The 2500-nt window shown below is 59.0% G+C and carries 1 protein-coding gene; it reads right to left on the bottom strand.

Annotated features, from left to right (window positions below; translation table 11 throughout):
• Positions 1-2500: plasma-membrane proton-efflux P-type ATPase (locus tag Q1K23_RS09070; protein WP_300363995.1), on the bottom strand; the 2500-nt coding region annotated here is incomplete at both ends.

The following is a 2500-nucleotide window of genomic DNA, read 5'->3' as shown; positions in this document are numbered from 1 at the left end:
ATCCCCCACTCCCAGCCGATCGGCGTCATCAGCCCGAAACCGTAGACGGCGATGATCGTACCGATCACACGGGTCGAGAAAGTGGCACCGAAGAGAATCCAGCTCGGCCACGGACGTTTCCAGAACCAGTCGTCGATTCGGGTGTTGTAGATGGTGCCGTGGCCTGCGATGACCATCTTGGCGAAAAAGATCGACTGCACGAAGGCTTCGTAACTCTTGATGTCGTGCATGTCGACCCAAAGCGGCACATTGGGCAATATCTCCGCACTTTCGGGGTGGGCTTTGAGATAGACCATGACGATGTAGAAGATAAGAAAACTGCTCAGCACACCCGCGACCCCGAGCCAGGAAGAGAGCACCAGCATCTCTCTCATATCCCAGCGCACCGGTTTCTGTCGCACTTTCGTCCGATCGTAGGCGATGGCCAGAATCGGAATGTCGTTGAGAAGCGCCAGGACGATGATCATGACGGTCGTCAGCGGATAGAACTGGAAGACGACGATCGCCAGCGTCATGAAGACGACGATGCGGATCGTCTCGGCGATACGGAAAATCGTATAGCTCTTCATCCGCTCGAAGGTGATGCGCGCCTGCTCGATCGCATCGACGATCACCCGCAGACCCGGCGCCATCAGCACGATATCCGCCGCCGCCCTCGCCGCGTCGGTGGCGCCGTCGACGGCGATGCCGCAGTCGGCCTTTTTCAAAGCCGGCGCATCGTTGACGCCGTCTCCCGTCATACCCACGATATGATCGGCCTTCTGCAGTTCGTCGACGATGAAGTATTTGTCCTCCGGGAAGACCTGCGCGAAGCCGTTGGCCTCCTCGATCGCGGCGATAATTTCAGATTCGTGCCGTTTGACGGTCCCTTTGGGGATCGGCATGTTGTAGAGCTCGCGCTTGACCTTTTTCATGATGTCGGAGACGATCCGGTCGATCTCCTCCTTCCCTGCGTCGGGATGGAACTTTTCCGCGATGGCCCGCGAGAGCACTTCGGAGAGGTAGATGTACTCGACGATCGTCTCCCCTTTGAGTTCGCGGACATCTTCGATGTTTTCACCGATTCCCAGGATCTTCGCGATGTAGCGCGCCACGGCGATATTGTCGCCGGTGACCATCTTGACCTCGACCCCTTTGGCACGTGCCTCTTCGATCGCATCCCTGCTGTCCTCGCGCGGCGGGTCGAAGAGCGGAATGAGCCCTATGAAGTGGTAGTAGTCCTCTTCACACCTCCGGTAGGCGACACCCAGCGTACGGAAACCTTTTTCGGCGAACTGTTCCACCGCATCGTAGGCCGCCTTCTTGTCGAACTCCTTTTCGTGGCACTGCTCTATGATCACCTGGGGCGCCCCTTTGGTGAACACCAGGCACTCTTTGCCGTCGTAGAGCCCCTCCGTTCTTTTGTGCACGGGATCGAAAGGAAGAAATTTCGTCAGATGGTAACCGGAGAGCTTTTCACGCAGCCCGTGGGTGTCGATATAGTCGAAAATCGGCTTTTCGATCGGGTCGTTGTTCTCCTCCTTGCTCGCAAGCGCCGCATAGAGCATCAGCTCTTCGGCCGTATGTCCGTTGGCGACGAAGGGATCGGCCAGACTCATACGGTTTTGGGTCAGTGTCCCGGTTTTGTCGGAGCAGAGGATGTCCATGCCAGCCATCTCCTCGATCGCCGCCAGGCGGCTGACGATCGCCTGCTTTTTCGCCAGGCTCATGGCACCCACCGCCATCGTCACCGTCAACACCGCCGGCAGCGCCACCGGAATCGCCGATACCGTCAGCACCAGCGAGAAAGCCAGCAGTTCCAGCGGATTTTCGTGCCGGTGCAGACCCACGAAAACGATGACCAGGATCATCACGATCGTCACGGCGATCAGAAAATCGCCCACCAGGATGACCATCTTCTGGAAGTGGCTCTTCTGCTCCCGTTCCGCCTTGGCCACGAGCCCCACCGTCTTTCCGAAATAGGTGTTCAGCCCCGTCGCCGTCACCCTTGCCACCATTTCGCCCTGCTTGACGATCGCGTTGGCGTAGAGGGCGTCGCCCGCCTTGCGCGTCACGGGGAGCGACTCGCCCGTCAGCGCCGACTGGTCCACCAGCAGAAAGTCGCCGCCCCCCAGCAGCTCGGCGTCGGCGGGTACGATGTCGCCGATCTTGACCTTGATCACGTCGCCGGGCACCACCTCCCTGGCGGGAATCTCTTTCCAGACGCCGTCACGAAGTACCAGGGCGTTTCGCGCCAGTTTCTTCTTCAGTACCGCGATGGCGTTGAGGGCTTTGGACTCCTGATAGAAATCGACGAAGGCGTTGACAAACAGCATGATGAGGATGATGATGAACTCTTCGGTATGGCCGACGGCGTAGGCCATCGCGCCAGCCGCTTCGATCATCCACGGAATCGGCCCCCAGAAGCGGCGAAAGAGGCGATGCAGCCAGCTCTCCCCTTTCTCCTCGATTTCGTTGTAGCCGTATTTTTTCAGCCGTTCGGCCGCCTCTTCGCCGCTCA

This window comes from Hydrogenimonas sp. (genome assembly GCF_029933015.1).
In the GTDB taxonomy this organism is placed as follows: Bacteria; Campylobacterota; Campylobacteria; order Campylobacterales; family Hydrogenimonadaceae; genus Hydrogenimonas.
The sequence above is the reverse complement of the archived record's forward strand: the minus strand, read 5'-3'. Positions and strand labels throughout refer to the sequence as shown.